The 19,131-nt window shown below is 65.2% G+C and carries 12 protein-coding genes; 11 read left to right on the top strand and 1 reads right to left on the bottom strand.

The genetic code is table 11. The annotated features are described in order from the left end of the window. The first annotated feature begins 112 nt into the window (after positions 1-112). The 8 genes from CHB64_RS10055 to CHB64_RS10020 all read left to right on the top strand — a co-directional run bounded on the left by CHB64_RS10055 (position 113) and on the right by CHB64_RS10020 (position 14,261). The gene (locus tag CHB64_RS10055; RefSeq protein WP_089412654.1) at positions 113-637 is read left to right on the top strand and encodes an RNA polymerase sigma factor; all 525 of its coding nucleotides are present in this window, start codon (positions 113-115) and stop codon (positions 635-637) included. After that, positions 634-1,677, top strand: coding sequence for a FecR family protein (locus tag CHB64_RS10050; RefSeq protein WP_089412497.1), 1,044 nt, complete (start codon positions 634-636; stop codon positions 1,675-1,677). Before CHB64_RS10055 ends, CHB64_RS10050 begins: the two co-directional genes overlap by 4 nt. A gap of 111 nt (positions 1,678-1,788) precedes the next feature. Continuing rightward, positions 1,789-4,281, top strand: a complete 2,493-nt coding sequence (locus CHB64_RS10045; protein WP_159462474.1) for a TonB-dependent receptor domain-containing protein — start codon at positions 1,789-1,791, stop codon at positions 4,279-4,281. A 42-nt stretch (positions 4,282-4,323) separates the two neighbouring features. Next, positions 4,324-5,802, top strand: a complete 1,479-nt coding sequence (locus CHB64_RS10040) for a protease-associated domain-containing protein (protein ID WP_089412495.1) — start codon at positions 4,324-4,326, stop codon at positions 5,800-5,802. A gap of 310 nt (positions 5,803-6,112) precedes the next feature. After that, positions 6,113-7,090, top strand: coding sequence for a DNA-binding response regulator (locus tag CHB64_RS10035; protein WP_089412494.1), 978 nt, complete (start codon positions 6,113-6,115; stop codon positions 7,088-7,090). Positions 7,091-7,175: 85 nt separating this feature from the next. After that, complete coding sequence (locus tag CHB64_RS10030) at positions 7,176-7,772, top strand: PilZ domain-containing protein (RefSeq protein WP_089412493.1); 597 nt, start codon at positions 7,176-7,178, stop codon at positions 7,770-7,772. After that, on the top strand, positions 7,769-9,778 hold the full coding sequence (locus CHB64_RS10025) for a GAF domain-containing hybrid sensor histidine kinase/response regulator (RefSeq protein ID WP_089412492.1): 2,010 nt from the start codon (positions 7,769-7,771) through the stop codon (positions 9,776-9,778). The genes CHB64_RS10030 and CHB64_RS10025 overlap by 4 nt, the downstream gene beginning before the upstream one ends. A gap of 160 nt (positions 9,779-9,938) precedes the next feature. Beyond that, complete coding sequence (locus CHB64_RS10020) at positions 9,939-14,261, top strand: PAS domain S-box protein (RefSeq protein WP_089412491.1); 4,323 nt, start codon at positions 9,939-9,941, stop codon at positions 14,259-14,261. 31 nt (positions 14,262-14,292) lie between these two features. Here CHB64_RS10020 and CHB64_RS10015 read toward each other — a convergent pair whose 3' ends face one another. Beyond that, on the bottom strand, positions 14,293-15,213 hold the full coding sequence (locus tag CHB64_RS10015; RefSeq protein WP_089412490.1) for a sensor domain-containing diguanylate cyclase: 921 nt from the start codon (positions 15,211-15,213) through the stop codon (positions 14,293-14,295). A 605-nt stretch (positions 15,214-15,818) separates the two neighbouring features. Between CHB64_RS10015 and CHB64_RS15265 the strand changes: the two genes are divergently transcribed. The 3 genes from CHB64_RS15265 (at position 15,819) to CHB64_RS10005 (ending at position 19,130) form a co-directional block, all read left to right on the top strand. Next, entirely contained in the window at positions 15,819-15,956 is a 138-nt protein-coding gene (locus tag CHB64_RS15265; RefSeq protein ID WP_159462473.1) for a hypothetical protein, read from the top strand. A gap of 339 nt (positions 15,957-16,295) precedes the next feature. Beyond that, the gene (locus CHB64_RS10010; protein ID WP_159462472.1) at positions 16,296-17,513 is read left to right on the top strand and encodes a glycosyltransferase family 4 protein; all 1,218 of its coding nucleotides are present in this window, start codon (positions 16,296-16,298) and stop codon (positions 17,511-17,513) included. Between the two features lie 33 nt (positions 17,514-17,546). Then, the gene (locus tag CHB64_RS10005; RefSeq protein ID WP_089412488.1) at positions 17,547-19,130 is read left to right on the top strand and encodes an O-antigen ligase family protein; all 1,584 of its coding nucleotides are present in this window, start codon (positions 17,547-17,549) and stop codon (positions 19,128-19,130) included. The last annotated feature ends 1 nt before the right edge of the window (position 19,131 follow it).

Below are 19,131 nucleotides of genomic sequence, written 5' to 3'. Positions count from 1 at the left end.
AAACGCCATGCGTTCGCCCCGTCTTGAACGGCGCGTCGCGACGGCGTCTAATCGGCGCAGCCCCAGCGCGTTCGGCGCCGGGGCGAGGGAGGCTTTCGGAAAGCGCGGCGCAATGACGGCCAAGGGCGGCGACGATCGAAAGGCGCTCGACGGGCTCGCGCGCAGATACGCCGAGCCTTTGCGACGATTTTTCTCGAGAAAGGGACGAACACTCGACAATTCCGTCGACGATCTCGTCCAGGAGGTTTTCCTACGCCTGCTGCGCAGGGCGAACCTTCAGAACATCGCAGAAGCGGAAAACTACGTCTTCCGCACGGCCTCCAACGTTCTGATCGACCATCGCCGCCGCGGACGGGTCCGCCGCGAAGCCGATCATGATCAGTTGGTCGAGTTCGATCATGCAAGTGAGGAGCCTTCCGCCGAGCGCGTCTTGATAGGTAAGGACGACGCACGGCGCGTCGCCAAAGCGCTGGCGATATTGCCGGAGCGGACAAGGACGATCTTTATTCTCAACAGATTCGAAGGCATGAGCTATTCGCAGATCGCGCTTGCGCTCGAAATTTCAACGAGCGCTGTGGAAAAGCACATGATGAAGGCGATCGCGCATCTCATGCGGCGAATGGAGCAGGACTCGTGAGCGCTGCGCCTTTCGTCCGTTCGCCGCGCGCCCCGGAAAAGGCGGCCGCCTTTTGGCGCGCGCGGAGATTGTCGGACGGGTGGACGCCCGCCGACGAAGCGCGGTTTCAGGCCTGGCTCGATGAAGACCCGGCGCATGCGGCGGCGTATCGGCGCGCCGAGCGCGCCCTTGCCCAGGCGGAAGGACTGACGCGCTACGGCGCATTGGAGCCGTTTCGGCGGGCCGCGCGGGAAGCAGCGAGCAGGGGCGGATCGCGCCTCGCCGCGCCGGGGCGCGCGCTCGTTGCCGCCTCGCTCCTTCTCCTGGTCGTCGCCGTCGGCGTGGCGACGCGCGGGTTCTTCGCCGAAGACGCCGATCGTCTCGCCCAATCCGATGATCGCCAGGAAGAGACGGTCTACGCAACGAAGCTGGGCGAGCAGCGCGCGGCGGTCCTGCCTGACGGGTCCCGCATTGTGCTGAACACCGAGACAAGGTTGCGATGGGCGGCTTCAGGGGACGAGCGTCGCGTCGTTCTCGACGCAGGACAGGCGGCGTTCGACGTAAATGCCGATCCCGACCGGCCGTTCGTCGTATTCGTCGGAGACCGAAAAATCACGGTCGTCGGCACGCAATTCGACGTGCGCGCCGATGGCGATACGTCCCGGATCACGCTCCTGGAAGGGCGTCTTTCCGTAGAAAGCGCCGCCGCATCGGAAGGCGCCGCACGTGTGTATCTGCAGCCCGGGGAGCAATTCGTCTCCTCCCCCTACGACGAGCCGATCATACGCCAAGTCAATGTCAATATCGTTACAGCGTGGCGTCATGGACGGCTGATTTTCGACGAAGAGCCGCTCGAGGCCGCAATCGCCGAGGTCAACAGATACAGTAGCAAGAAGCTCGTGCTTCAAGGGGAAGGTTTGGATTCGTTTCGGATAAGCGGCGTGTTCCGGATCGGCGAGCCGGACGCCTTCGCCGCCGCCCTCACGACCTATTTTCCGATCGAGATCGCAGAACAGACCGATAGCGCCGTCACGATTCGCAAGATCGAAACCGCACGATAGCCGCGCCGCCGCAAAAAATCAGCTGCGTGGTGAGGAGACGCCGCGCGCCTGCGTCTTGCCTTGTGAGGCCATGACGCAGAGGGGCGAAAAATGCAGGGCAAGGCAGCGAATATGCTCAGGAATGGAATCGCCGCGCTTGCGATAGCCAGCGCGTGCTGGGGCGCGGCCGGCGGCGCGGACGCGCAGCCGCGATCGGCGCGAACCGAGGCCGCATCGTTCGACATTCCGGCCCAACCGCTTGGGGCGGCGCTCAATCAGTTTGCGATTCAGAGCGGCAAGGACGTTCTATTTTCGCCCGACGTGACCCGGGCGAAGACGTCGCGAGCCGTGCGCGGCGTCTATTCGCCGGAAGACGCGCTCGCGGCCCTGCTGCCGGACGATACGCTCGTCTTCCGCAAGTCAGACGACGACACCTTCCTGATCGAAGCGGCGGCGACCTCCGGGACAGATGCCGCCTGGCGCGGCGAAGACCGCATCGTCGTCACCGCCCAGCGGCGCGAGCAGCAGATTACGGACGTGGGCATTTCCATGGCTGTGTTTCAGGCCGGCGAGATAGAAGAAAAGCGCATCGGCGATCTGTACGACATCGCCGACGCCACGCCTTCTCTCGATGTCGTGCTCGGCAATGGTTCAAACAACCCGACCATAACGTTGCGCGGCGTCGGGACGACGAACCCCTGGCTCAACAACAATCCTTCCGTGGCCATTTACGCCGACGATCTCTATTTGCCGTCGAGCGTGCTGCTGACATTTCCCGTCTTCGATCTTGAACGCATCGAAGTGCTCAAAGGGCCGCAGATCGGCCTTTACGGGCGAAACTCGACCGCAGGCGCGGCGAACTTCATTTCCGCTCGACCGACTGATGAATTCGAAGGCTATGCGGATGTTTCCTACGGAAACTACGACGCAGTCGATGCTCGGGCGGCGATCAGCGGGCCGCTCAACGATCAGTTGCGTTTCCGCATCGCCGGACTGCTCCAGAAGGGCGGCGGGTACATAGACAGAGCGGGGACGGAAGGAACGACCGCCGGCTTCACGCGCGTCCCGGGCGTCATTCCGGGCGTCGCATCCGTTCCTGCGGAAGAGGGATTCGGCGACAAGGACATCGCCGCCATTCGCGCGTCGCTTTCATGGACGCCCGGCGACGGCGTCGAGTTCTTGCTGATCGGCCATTATGGAAAGGATGAATCCGAATATATCGGCTCGACCAACACCAACGGCGACAGACTCGGCGTGTTCGCGCCGCCCTCGGATGAGCCGTTCGTCGATTACGACGACGCCCATCTGTTCGCCGACGCCGAACAGTATGGCGCCGTTCTGCAGGCGAGAGTCGCGCTCGGCGATCGCTATGAACTGGTTTCCGTAACCGGCTATACTGAGCTTGATCGCCTGTACGCGATCGGCGATTTCGTTCCGACGCGGATAGCAGAACCGACTTTCGACGAAAAAGTCAGCACATTCTCGCAAGAGCTCAGACTCTCTTACAATGCGGACCGTCTCTACTGGCTCCTCGGCGCGTCCTACTCAATGGATGATATCGACTACCGCCGCGAGATGATCAGCTATGACTTCCTTCTCGGCACGCTGGGAACGGCGTTCGATCAGGATGATCGGGCCTATGCGGCGTTCGGCCAGGCGGAATTCGAATTAGCGCCGAAATGGAGCGTTTCCGGATCGCTGCGTTACACCAATGAGCGTAAGGAATATGCAGGCGGATCGTTCGATATCGATCCTTTTGGAACTTCGCTAATCACCGTAGCATTTCCCAATCTGGCGGGCGGGGGAATTTTCCTCGAGCCGACTTACGACGACGAAGACCTTTCCGGAAACGCGACAGTGAACTGGAAGCCGGTCGATGATACGCTGGTCTACGCTTCCGTCGGCAGGGGCTTCAAAAGCGGCGGCTTCGACGGTTCCGGCATTACGGACGAGTCCTCGCTTACCCCGTTCGGCCCCGAGAAGTTATGGGCTTATGAAACAGGCGTGAAGACGGCGCTATCGGGCGGCGCCTTTTCTTTGGCAGCTTCGTTTTTTTACTATGACTATACGGACAAGCAGGTTCTCGCGCTCGTCGATCTCGGCGCCGGTTTCAACGAAGCGATCATTCAGAATGCAGCGAGCTCCCGGATCTTCGGCGGCGACGTGCAGGCTGACTGGCGGCCGGTCGATACATTGCGGTTCTCGGTCAGCGCGACGTTTCTCGACTCCAAGGTTACGAAATGGGTCAGCGCCGACCCGGCCGAAACGGCGGCGCGAATCGGCAATGAGCTTCCCGGCACGCCGGAAGCCTCCGTCACCGGCGCCGTCGCGCATAGTCTTCCATTGGGCGCGGCGTGGACCCTTAATACGACTGTTTGGGCGACCTATGCGGACAGCGTGTTTCGAGACATCGAGAACTCGCCGAACCTCAAATCCGACTCTTACGCTTTGCTAAACGGCCGTCTCGAACTGACGCAAACTGAAGGCGGTTTGTCGGTCTATCTTTTCGCCAAGAACGTGCTCGACGAGGAGTATGTGACTGCAGTCAGGAGCCTTGTCGGCATGGAAGGCAATTTCTACGGCGCGCCGCGCACCTTCGGCGCTGGTCTTCGCTATGCGTTCTGAGATGCTGTGCAGATTTCGACGGCGCGGCGCGGAGGAGAACGAATGGCGGAAGCGGACGAAACCCGGCGAGATTTTCTGAACCGCCTCGCCGCAGGGGCATGGGCGCTTTCAGTCGCGCCGGCATGCGCGCCGCCGGCTCGCTCGTCCGGATTCGACGCGAGCCGGCTTCCGTCGGCGGAGGATGTGTGGGACTGGCAGCTCTGGATGAACAGCCTCGGCCCGCGATACACCGGCGGCGAGGCGCACGCGACCTTTGTCGAGTTTTTGGCGCGTTCGCTGGAAGAGACGGGACTTACCGTCCGACGCGACGGTTTCCGCTTCACGCGATGGGAGGCGCGTCGCTGGGCGCTTGCGGTTTCCGACGGATCAGGCGGAGGCATGGTCGAGACGCCCGTCGCGTCCTATTATCCGTATTCGGGTCTGACCCCGCCAGGCGGCGTTGAGGGCGATCTCGTCTACGGCGGGCGCGCGCCCGATCTGAGCGTCCCATCCGATGTCGCCGGCAAGATCGTCTATCTCGAAAGCCCGACGCCGTCGCTGGATTTCGCGCGATGGTACGCTGAGGTCGGCGCGTTGCCGGGCGCCGCAGGACTGCCGGACCGGTCGAAATCGGCGGCCGCTCAGACGCTCTCCGCTCCCGACCTTCGTCCTTTCGCCGAGGCAGGCGCCGCAGGCGTGGTGCTGGGCTGGACGGATGTGTCGGACGAGCGCGCCGCCGGGCAGTACGTACCCTTTTCGCGTCCCTTTCAGGGAATTCCCGCGCTTTGGATCGGCCCAACGGCCGGGGAGCGTTTGCGCGCGTCGTGCGCTGCGGGCGGACGGGCGCGTTTGACTCTCGAAGGCGCGCTTCACGAGAATACGCCGACGGACACCCTCTACGCGCTCGCCGAAGGCGAGACGGATGAGATCATCATTGTCAATACGCATACGGACGGACCGAATGCGGTGGAGGAAAACGGCGGGCTGGCGCTTCTGGCTCTGGCGCGATATCTGAATCAGTCGCCGCCGGGAATGATGAAGCGGTCGGTGTTGTTCGTGCTGACCACCGGCCATTTCGCGCGGCCTTACGTGCCGTCGATAGGCGGATTCGTCAAAGCGCATCCTGACCTGATAGAACGGACGGTCGCAGCGCTGACCATCGAGCATCTCGGCGCGCTAGCGTGGGAATCCTCTGACGACGTGAAGCATGCCGCGCCAGCCGACGTCGAGATCGGACTGGCCATATCGGCGCGCGGCGCGCTAAGCGCGCTTTTTCTCGAAAGCGCGCGCGAGGAGGCGTTCGAGCCCGTGGTCGCCGTCAAGCCCAATCATGTCGAACGGTTCTTCGGCGAAGCGCGCCAGCTTCATCTGGCCGGCGCGCCCGCCTTTGGATATATTCCGCTTCCAGAGTATCTTCTCGCCGAAGCGCCGCACGGCCATATCGACAAGGTCGACAAGCACCGGCTGCACCAGGAAATCCGAATGTTCGCGCGAATGCTCCACAAGCTCGACGGCGCGCCGGCCGCCGCGCTTCGGCGCTGAATCGCTCAACGGAGGCCTGTTCCTTCGCCGTTTTTTTCGGAGGCTCTCGTCCGGCAGCGGCATCGGCGGCCTTGTCTGCGACGGCCGCGGTTCTGCGAGAAGAAATTCGGCGCGCCTGCCGATTATGCCGTCGATCGCGTGCGATTATGATTGCGCCGCCGAAGGCGTCGATGGGTCCGCCGGCCTTCCTCGCCGCCGACGGAGACGGCGCCAAGGCGGGGCGCGCGAATTACCGAGGACCGCAAGATCGTTATCGAATTCTTAACCGACGCTCCCCAGCCTTTTGCGGAACTGTCCGGGACGAACCGCAATGGGCGCGAATCCGATCCGTATCCTGTGCGTGGACGACGATCCCTTCAGCCTCGAACAATTGCGCAGGGCGCTGACGCAGGTCAGGGGCGACTTCTTCGCGCGGTGCCTCGACTCGCCGCGCCAGGCCCTCGCCAGCCATCTCGAACGCCCCGCCGACATCGTCATCTCCGACCTCAGAATGGACGAGCCGAACGGCATTGAACTGATTGCGCAAATGAGCGCCGCCGAACCCGATTCCATATACATTCTCTTGTCAGGCGACGCCGATCTCGAGGCGGCGCTGGCTGCGGTTAACGAAATCGAAGCGTTCCGATTCCTCCTCAAACCGGTCGACGGGCAATTGCTGCAGCTCACGCTCGACGCCGCCGTCGCTGAGCTCAATCTGCGTCGACTGCGGCGGATATCCATGCTGTCCCATTCGGCCATTCAACGCCTGCGCGCCGGCGTGATCTTCTTGAGCCCGGATTTTCGCGTCGTCTTCGCGAACGAACCCGCTCAGGAGATTCTTCGCGATAGCGGCGTCTTCGAAATGGCGTGGGACGGCGCGCTGCGCGCCGCGACAGCGAACGAAACCCGGCGGCTTCACGATTTTCTGCGCGCTCTGCAGTCTGCCGGCGAGACTGAGGGGGACGGCGCCGTATACCGATTTCCGGCGGCGGGGCCGGCAAGATATGTGGCCGCGTCGATCCGATACCATTGCGGCGAGCACGGCGCCGACGGATCGTTCAGCCTGGTCCTGCGCGATCCCAAGCTCGCGCGCGCCAGCGAGGAAGCCATCGCAACCGCGCTCAGCATTTTGCCGAGCGAGGCGAAGGTCGTTCGGGGCGTCGCCGACGGCCTTTCGGTCGAGGAGGCCGCCAGCGAAGCGGGCGTGTCGGTCAGCACTGCGCGCACCTATCTCAAGAACGTCTTTCTGAAGACGGGCGTCAGCCGGCAAAGCGAGCTTGTCCGGCTTGTAATGTTAACAACCGCTTAAAGTCAGCCTTCCAACTTTGAGGATATGACCCGGCCTCGCCGACGACTATTTTGCGGGTGCTAGCTCGCAGAAGTCGGAGAGGGCGATGGAACAGTTCAAGGAAAGGCGCGCCGCGCCGCGTTTCGCGCTCACGGCAGACGTTCGATACCTGCTGCGCGGCGAACTCGAAGGCCGCGGCCGGCTGCTCGACATTTCCGAAAAAGGTCTTGCGCTGCTCGCCGACATGGACGCCGAAAACGGAGACGATATCGTCATCTACGCGGACAATATCGGCCGCCTGACAGGCAAGGTGGCGAGATGTTTTCATGAAGGCGTGGCCGTCCTTTTCACGCTCTCGCCTGCGCAGCGCGATACGATCGGCGCGCGCATCCGCGCCGCGCTGCGCGGCGCGCCGTATCTGCGGCTCGTCGAAAATCGTTCATCGATCCGTATACGATATAATCTGGAGACGCGCGCGCAGGTTGTAGGCGAAGACGCCCTCATCGACTGCACCATCGTCGACATGTCCCGCACCGGCTGCCTCATTCGATCATCCGTGAAGCCGCGAATCGGCGCGAAGGTGCGCGTCGGCGCGCTCAAGGGCGTCGTCTGCAGACATTCCAATGACGGCTTCGCCGTCGAGTTCGCTTATCCCGCGCAACCGGTTCGCGCGGCGGCGGCGCAGGCGGGAGGCGCGGCATGAGCAATCCGGGCCAGCCGCGCAGCGCCGGCGCTGCGGCGCCGTTCGCCGAGGCCGCGCGCCTCGACGCGCTGCGCGCGCTCGACATCCTCGACACGCCGCCCGAAGAAGCGTTCGATCGGATCGCGGCGCTCGCCGCCGACATCTTCCGGGCGCCGATTGCGCTCGTGTCTTTCGTCGACGCCGATCGGCAATGGTTCAAGGCGGCGGTCGGCGCGGACTTTCGGCAGACCCCGCGCGAACACGCGTTCTGCGTTCACACGATTGGCGGAGCCGACGTATTCGTCATTGAAGACGCATGCGCAGACGCGCGATTTCGCGATAATCCGCTCGTCGTCGGCGCGCCGGGCGTGCGATTTTACGCGGGCGCGCCGATCCTCGACGAAAACGGCACGAAGCTCGGCGCGCTCTGCGTGCTCGATCGCGTCCCAAGATCGTTCAGCGCCGACAAACGCCGCCGGCTCGCCGCGCTCGCCGAATGCGTCGCGTCCGAACTCAAGCTGAGGGCGGCGAGGACGCGCGAGGCGGCGGCGCGCGCGCTGGCCGAGGACGCGCTCGAAGCGCGCCGGCGCCTCGTCTCTACGCTGAGCCACGAAATGCGCACGCCCCTGAACAGCATCCTCGGCTATCAAAGGCTGCTTCGCGAAACGGCGCTGTCGCCGGAGCAGCGCAGCTATCTCGACCAGCTCGCGACGTCCGGCCGCGCGTTGCTGGGCTATGTCTGCCAGCTCATCGAGAGCGCGGACATGCGCAGCGCGGGGCTCGTCGTCGCCGAGCGCCCGTTCGCGCTGGCGGAGGTCGTCCAGGAAGCGCTGGAGACGGTGGAAGGCGCGCTCGAAGAAAGGGGCTCCACGGTCGCGGTCGACATGCCGGCGCCGTTTCTTGAAGCGACGACGGATCCGGATATTCTGCGGCGCGCGCTGTCCTATGTGATCGCCAGCGTCGCGGCGCTCGGGCGCGCAGACGACATCCGGCTCGACATCGCCGCGGACGCGGCGCGCGGGCTGCTCGAGCTGAGAACTTCCTTCGTGCTCGCAAAAAAAACGGCGGGCGAGCGCGTGCGAAAGCCGGCCCGTCCAGCCAGCGGCCTGCGCGTCGCGCGCCGCCTGCTCGCCGCGCTCGGCGGCCGGCTCGTCGCGTCCCGCGCGCCGTGCGGAAGGTTAGCCATCGACATGGCTATTCCCTGCCGGCTTGAGCAGCCTAGGGCGCGCGCGGCCGCGCCCGAACGGCTGAAAGTGCTCGTCGCCGACGACGTGCCCGCCAATCTCAAGCTCCTCGAAGTCTATTTGCGGCGCATGGGACACGATCCGATCCTGGCCCAGGACGGCCAGGAAGCGGTTGATCTCGCCATGCGCGAACCCGTCGACGTCGTGTTGATGGACCTTCAGATGCCGCGCCTCGACGGCGTGGAAGCGACGCGAAGAATCCTCGCCGCCCGCGCCGATGACGCGCCCCGTCATTATCGCCGTCAGCGCCAGCGCCTCGACCGAAGAGCGCCAGCGCTGCGCGTTGAACGGATTCTTCGATTTCTTGCCGAAGCCCGTGTCGCCTCACGCCGTCGCCGCCTGTCTCGAACGCGCCATGCGCCGGCGCGCGACGGGCGGCGCGGCCGCCAACGATTCGCGACAGGAACGCAGGTCTGCAGCATGAAAGAAGGCCGGGAAAATCCGCGCCGCGATCGCGCCGGCGCCGGCGGCGGACCGTCCCCGCCCGCGCGCGCCCGTGCGGACATCGTTCTTTATGAGGAGCCCGGCGAGATCCTGGTCGTCCTGGAGGACGAGCCGGCGGAATCGACGCCCCCTGCGATCGAGCTCGACGCCATCGACGTCGAATGGACCGAAGCCGACTCTCCGGAGGGCGAGCCGCCCTATCTTGAAGCGCGCGGCCGCGGCGAAGACATGCAAAGAGACGGAGCTTCGTTCGATTGCGCCCCGTCGCTGATTCGCACGCTCGACGAAGCCATCCGGCGGCCAGCATGCGCCGCTGCCCGGTACAGCCGCAAGGTATAGCCGCGCGCGGGCGCAGGCGGCCGTATCATCCAACGAAAAAGGATGAACCGCATTCGGCACTTGACCATCCCCGGCGCGCGTTTAGCAATGCCGGAATCGCGCCCGCCGAACGCAGCCAAGTCGCGCGCCCGGCGGACCCGGGCAGAAAGGCCGGCTCACGATGGGGGACGACGATTTCATGGCGGCGCCGGATGCGGACGTCCTCGAGAGACTCATCGAGCTCATTCCTGAACCTGCGTGGATTTACGACGCCTCATCGCTGCGCTTCCTCGCCGTGAACACCGCCGCGCTCGCGCGCTACGGCTACGCGCGCGAGCAGTTCCTCGCCATGACCATCAAGGACATCCGGCCGGCGGAAGACCGCGACCGCCTCGTCCGGTTCCTGGCCAAGCCCAGGCCGTCCTACTTCCCGGCGGGCCGGTGGCGCCATCTGGCGGCGGACGGCCGCGTGCTTCAGGTCGAGGTGGTCTCCACGGACGTACGCTTTGGCGGGGTCGACGCGCGCCTTGTTCTCTCTCGCGACGTGACCGAACGAGAGAGCCTCCTCGATCACCTCGAACTGCAGAAAAGCCTTTTCACGATCGCCGAAAACATCGCCCGCATGGGCAGCTGGGAGTACGATATCCGCGCCGATCGACTCGTCTGGTCCGAAGGCGCGCTCAGGATCTTCGGCGTCAGCCCCGACGCGTTCGAAGGCGGCATCAAGGCGCTGTTCAAGCGGGTCCATCCGGAAGACCGGGATCGGTTGCGGGCGGCCCAGGCCGCCGCCGACGCGCGAGAGGCGCCGCTCGACGTCAGCTATCGCATCCTGCGCCCCGACGGCTCGATCCGCCTCGTTTACGAGCGCGGCGAGGTCAGGTTCGACGAGGCGGGCGCGCCGATCAGGCGCGTCGGCGTCGTGACCGACGTGACGAGGCAGGCGGCGGCGGAAGACCGAATCCGGCAGAGCGAAACGCTTCTGAGGATCGCCGAGGAGACGGCGCATATCGGCGGCTGGCGAATCGATCTGGCGACCTCGATCGTCGAATGGTCCGACGAAGTCTGCCGCATCCACGACATGCCGCCCGGATCCAGAGTGACGGTCGAACAGGGCATCGCCTTTTATGCGCCCGAATATCGCGGGCGCATTCGCCAGCTTTTCGACGCCTGCGCCCGAAAAGGCGAGCCTTATGACGAAGAGCTGCAAATCGTCACCGGCAAAGGGCGGCGCGTCTGGGTGCGCTCGATCGGCCGGGCGGTGCGGGACGCGCAGGGACGCATCACCCATGTGCAGGGAGCGTTTCAGGACATCACCGGGCAAAAGGAAGCGGAGCGCACGCTTGAGGCGAGCCGGCTGCGCTTCCGCCGCCTCGCCGAATCCATGCCCCAGATCGTATGGACCGCCGATCCGGACGGTGCGGTGGATTACGCGAACGCGGCCTTTTACCGCTATATCGGTTCAAGCCCCGAAGAATTCGACCTGTCGCGCTGGATCGACGTCGTCCACCCCGAAGATCAGGCGCGTTGCCGGGAGGCGTGGGCCGAAGCGGTCGGAACCGGCGAGTTCTATGCGATAGAGTTCCGCATTCGCCGCGCCGACGGCGCCTATCGCTGGCACAGCGTAACGGCCACGCCGGTGCGGGAATTCGGCGACGCCGTCACGAAATGGTTCGGCGCGGCGGTCGACGACCATGATCGCTGGGCGGCCGAAGAACGCGCCCGCCGCTACGCCGAGCGGCTTGAGGCGACGCTTGAAAGCATCAGCGACGGCTTCTACGCGCTCGACGAGGATTGGCGCTTCACCTTCATCAACAGCGCGGCCGAAGCGATCATCCAGCGCAGCCGGGAAGATCTGATCGGCCGTCGGTTGTGGGATGAATTCCCCGACCTCTCTGGCAGCGAAGTCGCCGCACGCTTCAAGCGCGCGCGGCGTCGAAAGAAGCCGGAGCGTTTCGTCTTCAATTATGAGGAATGGGACGCCTGGTTCGACATCAGCGCCTATCCGTCCGCCGAAGGGCTTGCCGTCTATTTCCGGGACGTCACGAAGGAACGCGCCGCCGAAGCGCAGATGCGCCTGCTTGAAGCGAGCATAGCCCGCACGAACGATCTCGTTCTGATCACGGAAGCCGAACCGCTTGACGAGCCGGGGCCGCGCATCGTCTTCGTCAACGACGCCTTCGCGCGGCGCACCGGCTACGCGCCCGAGGAAGTGATCGGCGCGAGTCCGCGATTTCTGCAAGGGCCGGGCACGCAACGTAAAGAACTCGATCGGCTGCGCGCCGCGCTCGTCGCGCGTCAGCCGTTTCGCGGCGAGTTGATCAATTACACGAAGTCGGGCGAAGAGATCTGGCTCGAGCTCGATATCGCCCCCGTCGCCGGCGCGAACGGCGAGGTCACGCATTTCGTCGCCGTGGAGCGGGACATCACTGAGAGGGTGCGGGCCTCCGCCGCGCTGCGCCAGAGCGAGGCGCGCTTCCGCGCGGTCGCCAACGCTACGGCTGACGTCATCTGGGATTGGAATCTCAAAGACGGCGCGGTCTGGTGGAGCGAAGGATTCGAAACGAGATTCGGCCATCCCGTCACGGACGAACCCAGCCCGGTCGAATCGTGGACGGATCATCTCCACCCGGAAGACAAGGATCGCGTTCTTGCGAAGATTCATGACGCCATTGAACGCCGGCGCGTGTTCTGGCAGGACACCTACCGGTATCTTGACGCAAAAAGCGAGGTGCGGATCGTCGAGGATCGCGGGTATCTGATTCTCGACGACGACGGCGAGCCGGCGCGCTTCGTCGGCGGCATGAGCGACGTGACGGAGCGCGAACGCGCCCGCGAGGCCCTGCATGAAAACGCCGAACGCCTCGCCAGGCAAATCTCGATCCTGCAGGATCTCACGCGCTCGACGGCGGAAAACGGGGACGACATCCTCGAGCGGATCGTGGCGTCCGTCATCGCGCTGCTCGGCTGCGACGGCGCGGCGCTGGCGACGATGCGCGAACAGTCACTGGTTTATGCGGCGGCGGCGGGCTCTGCGGCGGCGTCGTCGGGGCGCGTCTCGTGGATCGCTGAAAGCCTGGCGGGCAAGGCGCTCGAGACCGGGCGAACGCTGGTGAGCGACGATGCGGAATCCGACGCCCGCGTCGATCGCGACGCGGCGCGCGCGATCGGCGCGCGATCCGTGATCGCGGCGGTGCTTCCAGGCGCCGACCGTCCCGCCGGCGTGCTGGAGGCCTACGCCTGCAAGCCGGGCGCCTTCGCCGAAGCGGACGCCCAGGCCTTGACGCTGTTCGCCCAATCCGCGGGCGCGGTTTTGCAGCGCCATGAGCTGGAAGAACGCATGCGCCGCTCCCAGCGCCTCGAAGCCATCGGCCAGCTCACCGGCGGAATCGCCCATGACTTCAACAATCTGCTCACGGTCATTCTCGGCAACGCCGAGACGCTCGCCGTCGAACTCGCCGATGATGAGGCGCGCCGGCCGCTCGCCGAATTGACCCGGACCGCGGCCGAACGCGGGGCGGAACTCACGAACCGGCTTCTTGCTTTCGCGCGCAAGCAGCCGCTCGATCCGGCCCCTGTCGATCTTAACCGCCTTGTGGCGGACATGGATGCGCTGCTGCGGCGGACATTGGGCGAGCATATCGAGATCGAAGTGGTGCGCGGCGCCGGCCTGTGGCCGGCGCTCGTGGACGCCGCGCAGCTTGAAAGCGCCGTCCTCAACCTGTGCCTGAACGCGCGCGACGCCATGCCGGACGGCGGCAGACTCACTATCGAGCTTGCGAACACATATCTGAGTCAGGATTATGCGGATACGGAAGAAGACGTGAAGCCCGGGCAATATGTGATGCTCGCCGTGTCCGACACCGGCGTCGGCATGAGCGCGAACGTGCGCGCGCGGGCGTTCGAGCCGTTCTTCACGACGAAAGATCCGAACAAGGGAAGCGGGCTCGGTCTCAGCATGGTGTTCGGCTTCGTCAAGCAGTCGAACGGGCATGTCAAAATCTACTCTGAGGAGGGGCAGGGCGCGACGATCAAGATCTATCTGCCGAGAGCCTACGCGCTCGACGGGGAGGCGGCCGCCGGCAGGGCCGGCTCGAGCGCAAGCGGCGGCGACGAGCGGATCCTCCTCGTGGAGGATGACGATCTCGTGCGCGGCCACATACTCTCCCAGCTGCGCACGCTCGGCTATAAGGTCATCGAGGCGCGCAACGCCCGCGAAGCGCTCGAAATCGTGCGCCAGGTGTCCGACATCGATCTTCTGTTGACGGACATCGTCATGCCGGGCGGCATGAACGGGCGCGAACTCGCGCGCGAGATCGGGAAGCTGCGCCCGGAGATCAAAGCGCTCTATACGTCGGGCTATACGGAGAACGCGATCGTCCATCACGGCCGGCTCGACGCGGGGGTGAACTTCATCAGCAAGCCGTTCCGCCGCGAGGAGCTCGCCCGAAAGGTCCGCATGGCGCTCGCGTCCGGCGCCCGTGCGGGCGATCCGGGCGAGAAGTGACGGGCGCCGGCGCGCGCGGCCGGCGGGACCGTCAGGCGGCGCGCCGTCGGGCGTACAGGCGCGCCGCGCCCTTGCCGGCCCGTTTCGCCTCGTAAAGCGCCTGATCGGCCCGGGCGAGGATGCAGGCCATCTCCTCGCCGGATGCGAATTCGGCCGCGCCGGCGCTCGCCCCGACGCCAGCGCGGGCCCCGCCAGATGTCCTCAAGCCTTTCACGGCGCGAATGATCCGCCGGGCCAGCGCGCGAGCACGGGCCGGACAGGACCCCCGGCATAGCACCGCGAATTCGTCGCCGCCGAGGCGCGCGGCGAAATCATCCGGGCCGAGACAGGCCGTGATCAGCGCCGCGCAACGCTGCAGCAAAGCGTCGCCGGCCGCATGTCCCCAAACGTCGTTGACCTGCTTGAAATCGTCGAGATCGAGCAGAAGAAGAACGTTCCGCTGCGGACCCGCCGCGCCGGCGCAGGCGAGGGCGTTCAGCATTTCGCGCAATGCGGCGCGATTGGCGAGTCCGGTCAGCGGATCCTGCCGGGCCTGCCGCTCGAGCTCTTCGGTCCGCATGCGTCGCGCCGTCACGTCGCGCTCGATCGCGGCGAAGTACTTCAGCGCGCCGTGGGCGTCGAAAATGGGAACGATGTGGATGTCGAGCCAATAGGCGTAGCCGTCCTTGCCGTAATTGAGGATCTCCTCGCGGCATTCGCGCCGCTCGCTCAGCGCCGTTCTGATGCGATCGAGCGCGTCCCGGTCCGTTCCCGGCCCTTGCAGCATGCGCGGCGAGCGCCCGATCGCTTCGGCGGCGCTGTAGCCGGTGATGGCGGTGAAGGCCGGGTTCACATAGAGGATCCGCGGCTCCGGCGCGTCGACTCCGTCTGCTGACGTTATGATGATTGCGTCGTTCACACTCTCGACCATCTCGGCGAGAATTTCGATCGGAATCGTCGCTTCGCCCGTCATCGCTCGTCGTCCCACGCTTCGTGCTGACGGGGATTCATAATCGCCCGCCGATTAAGCCGACATGAAGCGGGACCTTCCTCATTTGGGGAGGCGAGACGCGCCCTCGACAGGCTTCGCGCCCCCGGTCTCGCCGCAAACAAAGCGGGGGCTCCCGACGCTGATCGGGAGCCCCCGGCCGGCGCGGTCAAGAGTCAACGGTTGGGGGAGTGACGCTGACGCTCCCGACCGCCGGCCGAAGCGGCGCAGCATCCATCGCGCGGAACGGCCTGACCGATCGGCAAGCTAGCCCGAAAAGGCGGCTGCCCTCCATCCGCAAATGAGGAGGTCGAGACGAAATAGATCGTTAAGAATCGTCCGCCTTTTCCGGAGGGCCCGCAAAGGTCGCATGAAAAGGAGCTGAGCGATTTCAGAGCCTTCCGTCTGACCCGGTTTACGAAGACTACGGAAGATGGAATTGCCTGGAGCGAAATCGCGTAGTCGCGGCGCGACAGACGCTCGCGACGTCACGCGAGCGACTGCAAAGATAAGGAACAGGCGCTGATGCCGGCCTTCATCCCCCTTGCTGTCCTGGCTTGTCTCGCAAGATGGCCGCTGTTGTTTAGGGAATGTCGTCCAACCTTTCGGCGCTCTCGCTAGTGCTCGATCGTCAGTTGCTCGCCCTGCGGTTTATCCAGATCATTTCATACGCCGCGCCGATCCTGTTTCAGCCCAGCGCCTTCCAGGCGAAGGACATCAATCCGTAAACGGCGAAGGCCGTCAGAAGAAAAATCAAGATCAGGATCAGCAGGGCGCGCATGGCGACGCGGCGGCGGTCGTCCGGCCTTCTTGGCGCGGCCCGCGCCGTCCGGCAAGGCGGGCGAATGGTTAACAGCCCGCGGGCGCGGCAAGGGATGAATGAGGGCGAAAGGGCATGAAGACTGCATGAGCGCGCGTTCGCCCGGCGTCGTTCGCCGCGCCGGAGACCGCCCGCTCGTGGTCGAAACGCCGCTTTGCCCTTGACGGGCGGCTCGCGTATGCAGAGCGGCGAAACGCAAGCCGCAGGCGTACTGGGGCCGTCGACGGCCGCATTTCCGGGGGACGGAATGAACTTGGCCTTTTACGCGCCGGGCTGGCCGGCGGCTACAGCGCAGAACGGCATCGCGACCTATGTGGAAACCATGGTCGACGCGCTGCGCGCGCGCGGCCACCGCTGTTTCATCATCCTGCCGGCCTATTACAAGGGCGAGACGACGCAGGAGATCATCCGCACGGACTGGAGCCTTCTGACCCGCGCCGATCGGCTTCGCACGGCGATCGCCGCGCGCGCCGCGCAGTTTACGCAAGGAAAGCGCATGAGCTTTCTGCGAGCCGGCGTCGCGTTGGGCAAGACCGTGCGCCGCCTGCACGAGGAGGTCGGCCTCGACATTCTGGAAATGGAGGAGACCCACGGCCTCGCCGGCGCCGTGCAGGAGGCGGTCGATTTCCCCGTCGTGACCCGCCTGCACGGACCGGCTTTTCGCACGAGCGCCAGCGCGCCCAGCCTCGCCCAGCGCGGTCGGATAGCGGCGGAGGGCCGCTCGCTGAAAAAGATCGACGCGATCACCTGTCCCTCGCGCGGCGTGCTGCGCGATGCGATTTCGCATTACGGCCTGCGGCCGCGACACGCCGCGACGATCCCGAATCCGATCGCGATTCCCCCGGCGGCGCTTCGGTGGCGGGCCGACGATCATGACGGGAATATGCTGTTATTCGTCGGCCGGTTCGACGAGACGAAAGGCGCCGATATCGCGCTTGAAGCGTTCGCGCGGCTGGCGGTCAAATATCCGGAGCTTCGCCTCGTCATGGCCGGAGATGATCGCGGGCTGCCGCTGGCCGGCGGGGCTTCAGCCGGCTTTGAAGAGTATGTGCGCACACGATACGGCGCCGGTCTGCGCGCCCGGATAGATTTCCGCGGACGGATTCCGCGCGCCGAAGTCGAGGCGTTGATGCGCGAGTGCGTCGCTTATGTTTCGACATCGCGGCTAGAATGCTTCGCCTATACGGTCGCAGAAGCGCTCGCGGTCGGCTGCCCCGTCGTCGCCTCGCGCACCTATGGCGCGGCGGAGGAGCTCGTCGACGGGGAAGAGATCCTGCTCGCAGACATCGAAGACGCCGAAGGCGTCGCCGCACAGGTCGGGCGCCTTGTCGAGGACGCGAATTTGCGCCGGCGCGTCGCCGCCGCGGGGCGCGCGGCCGCGGAGCGGCTTCTCTCTCTCGATCGGATCGTCGATGATACGCTGGCGTTTTATGCGCGCGTCCAGGCGGGGCGGGCGCGGCAATGACGCCAGCCGCCGCGCGGTCGGCATGAGGAAGATATGGGTCTGGGTCCCCTGATCGCCGGTTTGGCTTTCGCCTGTTTCGCTATCGGCGCGGCGTATCTCGCCAAACCGATGGGGCCCGCGTTCGCGGGCTTCGAGCGGATCTTTCTCGGCTGGCTGGCGGCGAGCCTCGTTGCGTTCCTCATCCCGAACAATCTGCATGGCTTCGCTCTTCTCGCCGTGGCCGTCATGCTGCTGGCGCCGATGAAGCCTGCCGAACGCGTGTGCTACTATCTCGCGACTTTTCCGGCGCTGCCAGTCTATCATGCGACCCATGTGCCATTTCCCGGCATCAATTATCTCATCGATCTCAATCACGCGAAGCTCGCCGCCATAATCGTGCTAGCCCCGCTTTTCGTCATGTCCTTTTTCAGGGCGGGCGAGCGGCGCGGGCGCGCGGCAGACTGGCTCATCATCGGCTATTATCTGCTGACCAGCGCGCTCACCATCCGCTTCCTGCCGGTGACAAGCGTCGTCAGGGAGTTCATCGACGGCGCGTTGTTGTTTCTGGTTCCCTTCTTCGCCATCAGCCGCAATCTCAGGACGGCTGAGGAGGTCGACCGGGCGATAAGGGCGGTGTTCGTCAGCGCGCTCATCCTGTGCATGCTCGGCCTCGTGTCCGCCTGGAAAAGCTGGAATTTTTACACCATTCTGCTTGAGCATCGCTCGCTCGCCGCCTTCGCCGACACGCGCGGCGGTTATCTGCGCATCAGCAGCACGCTGATGACGGGCCTGCTCGGCTACATGATGGCCGTCGGCATCATCATCGCGCTCGAACTGCGCCGTCGGCGGCTGATCGGTCTCATCAGAATGGCCGCGTACTGCGTAATCTTCGCCGCCGTCTGCTATCTGAGCGGATCGCGCGGCGCCTGGCTAGCGGCGTTCGCGAGCGTTTCGACCTATCTCGTTTTCTCAAGACTTGGGTCGTCCATGCGCCGTCTTTACCTGACGGGAGCGGCGCTGGCGGCGATCGCGATTCCTATTGTCGTCGACCAAATCGATTTCTCGCGCATCGACCCGTATGGGTCTTTCGACTATCGCGCCGAGCTGATGACGACGGGCATTCGCTTCATCGTCAACAACCCGCTGTTCGGCGCGGTCAACGCCGCCGCGCGGCCGGAATTCGCCCATCTCGTTCAGGGGCAGGGCATCGTTGATTTCGTCAATACCTACCTTCAGATCGGCGTGCATTACGGGTTGACGGGACTATTGATATTTCTCGCGGCGATCCTGCGCCTGATCGCCGCCGGCGCCGGCGCGCTCGACCGCAACGCGCGCGGCGCGCCCGATTATGAATCGCGGCGCGGCGCGGGCGGCGTGCTCATGGCGGCGATATTCGGGATCCTGGCGTTGATCGCCACGGTGAGCGCCGTGAGCTATGTCTGGCCTTACATCATCGCCATGCTGGCGCTGATGCGCGCCTACGCGCAGCTCGCTCCCGCGCTGCAGCCGCGGTCCAGGGCCGAGCCCTCCGCTTCTTCTTCTTCTTCTTCTTCGCCAGCGCGCGATCAACAGGCGCCGCCGCCTGCCGGCGGCTGGCGCCCGCCGAAGCATCTGGCGCGCTTCGCGCCCAGGGAATGAC

Origin of the sequence: Amphiplicatus metriothermophilus, from assembly GCF_900199215.1 — a bacterium.
In the GTDB taxonomy this organism is placed as follows: domain Bacteria; phylum Pseudomonadota; class Alphaproteobacteria; order Caulobacterales; family Parvularculaceae; genus Amphiplicatus; species Amphiplicatus metriothermophilus.
This window is presented reverse-complemented; position numbering and strand designations above follow the sequence as displayed.

Coding starts and splice junctions, on each gene's coding strand:
- CHB64_RS10055 (WP_089412654.1), top strand. CDS start 113: ATGACGGCCAAGGGCGGCGACGATCGAAAGGCGCTCGACGGGCTCGCG.
- CHB64_RS10045 (WP_159462474.1), top strand. CDS start 1,789: ATGCTCAGGAATGGAATCGCCGCGCTTGCGATAGCCAGCGCGTGCTGG.
- CHB64_RS10040 (WP_089412495.1), top strand. CDS start 4,324: ATGGCGGAAGCGGACGAAACCCGGCGAGATTTTCTGAACCGCCTCGCC.
- CHB64_RS10035 (WP_089412494.1), top strand. CDS start 6,113: ATGGGCGCGAATCCGATCCGTATCCTGTGCGTGGACGACGATCCCTTC.
- CHB64_RS10030 (WP_089412493.1), top strand. CDS start 7,176: ATGGAACAGTTCAAGGAAAGGCGCGCCGCGCCGCGTTTCGCGCTCACG.
- CHB64_RS10025 (WP_089412492.1), top strand. CDS start 7,769: ATGAGCAATCCGGGCCAGCCGCGCAGCGCCGGCGCTGCGGCGCCGTTC.
- CHB64_RS10020 (WP_089412491.1), top strand. CDS start 9,939: ATGGGGGACGACGATTTCATGGCGGCGCCGGATGCGGACGTCCTCGAG.
- CHB64_RS10015 (WP_089412490.1), bottom strand. CDS start 15,213: ATGACGGGCGAAGCGACGATTCCGATCGAAATTCTCGCCGAGATGGTC.
- CHB64_RS15265 (WP_159462473.1), top strand. CDS start 15,819: ATGTCGTCCAACCTTTCGGCGCTCTCGCTAGTGCTCGATCGTCAGTTG.
- CHB64_RS10010 (WP_159462472.1), top strand. CDS start 16,296: ATGAACTTGGCCTTTTACGCGCCGGGCTGGCCGGCGGCTACAGCGCAG.
- CHB64_RS10005 (WP_089412488.1), top strand. CDS start 17,547: ATGGGTCTGGGTCCCCTGATCGCCGGTTTGGCTTTCGCCTGTTTCGCT.